3 protein-coding genes are annotated in these 1,475 nt (G+C 35.4%); all 3 read right to left on the reverse strand.

The features are described 5' to 3' along the window. A partial coding sequence (locus PHP06_09345; GenBank protein MDD3840757.1) for a hypothetical protein occupies positions 1 to 930 on the reverse strand: 930 nt, incomplete at its 3' end. Next, positions 927 to 1,226: a hypothetical protein gene (locus PHP06_09350; protein MDD3840758.1), complete on the reverse strand. Its 300-nt coding sequence runs from the start codon at positions 1,224 to 1,226 to the stop codon at positions 927 to 929. The genes PHP06_09350 and PHP06_09345, both read right to left, overlap by 4 nt. A 53-nt stretch (positions 1,227 to 1,279) precedes the next feature. Then, a partial coding sequence (locus PHP06_09355; GenBank protein MDD3840759.1) for a DUF6096 family protein occupies positions 1,280 to 1,475 on the reverse strand: 196 nt, incomplete at its 5' end.

The following is a 1,475-nucleotide window of genomic DNA, read 5'->3' on the forward strand; positions in this document are numbered from 1 at the left end:
GGCTTTACCTACTCCTGCCATGCTTTGTCTAGCAGTATTAAGACTTTTAGCAGCTTTAAAACTTTGTCTGTATGTCTTACCAAACAAAGCAGATATTGCAGCGGCTATATAAGTTGTTACAGTCGCAATCCCTCGCATTAAAGCATTCAAGGCAGGCAAAATAAAGTCGTATATAGGTTGAAATGCCACCATAAGATTTGTTTTAATCTGGTTTAAGCTAGCTACAAACTGTCTATTTGTCATTAAGGATGCGTTCATATAGCTGATTAATCCACGTATTGCCCTGTATATCAAGTTATATACAAGTATCCTTCTTAACACTCTTCTAAAAGCATTATCAATCATATTTGCAAATCCTACTACTTTACTGCTGGATGCCCTAGCTCTATTTCCTGCCTCTTCCATCTTTTTACCTGCCCTTTGAGAACTATCGCCACTTTTTTCAATCTTATCTCCAGCATTTTTAGCATTATCCCCAACTCTTGATAAAGCTTCCGATAACTTATTTGCCTCCTCTTTTGTTTGCCTATTCTTCTCAATGAAAGGTTGCATTTTTGCTTGAAGTTTATCGATCTCGCTAGATAACTTTTGAAACCCAGCATCGGATTTAATCATTTGTTCTAGGCTTTCATCTTTAGTCATGCCCGAAAATGCTGGCATGCTTCTATATTTTTCTACAATAGCATCTTGCTTTTCATATAGCCTAGCTAGTTCACCCTGCATATTAGATATTTTTGCTTGTGTTTTTTCAAAACTAGCACTTAAAGAGTCTAGCTTCTTTTGCATGCTTTTCACACTGCCACCCATTGCAGAGCTAGTATCATCAGAAGTTTTTTTAAAGTTTCGCAGTTTACTTGTCGCTTTATTTATACCTTCCTGCAATTTTTCAGTTTTAGCTGAAATGACTACTCTTAACTCTTCTATCGTCAATCAGCCTCACCTCTCTTCTGTTTGAGGTATGTATTATATTGCTCTATTCTAGCTTTCATAATTTGCCATGATTGTTGCCTTGGCTCATTATCTATTACATCATCAAATAAATTAGGAAATGCCTTTTCAATCTTTGGATACTTTTCAGGTTCATTAAATGCTATACCTACTAAAGAACCCAATTGATAAGCTATACTTGCCTTTATTTGCATCTGTGTTTTAAGCTTTTTCTGATTACCTTCTATAGCTGCCCGTATCTCTCCATAGGTCATTTCCCAATAAAAAACTGCATCCACACCGTTTTCTACAGCTATTGGATACAGCTCTTCAAATAATTCTGTACAACTTTTTATTTGTTCTTTTTTCCCTTTGTCTTTGCCTCCTCCAACTCCTTTTTTCCTTCCTCCAAATCTTCCTTCTTGAAAAAACCGCTTACCTCAAATACATCAATAATTTTTTCAATTAGATCCTCAAAAGTTCCACCGTCATCAATATAATTATCATAAATCTCGTAAGTATCTTTTAAAGAAATCCCATGTTGAAAT

The organism is Clostridia bacterium, from assembly GCA_028698525.1.
Taxonomy (GTDB): Bacteria; Bacillota; Clostridia; order JAQVDB01; family JAQVDB01; genus JAQVDB01.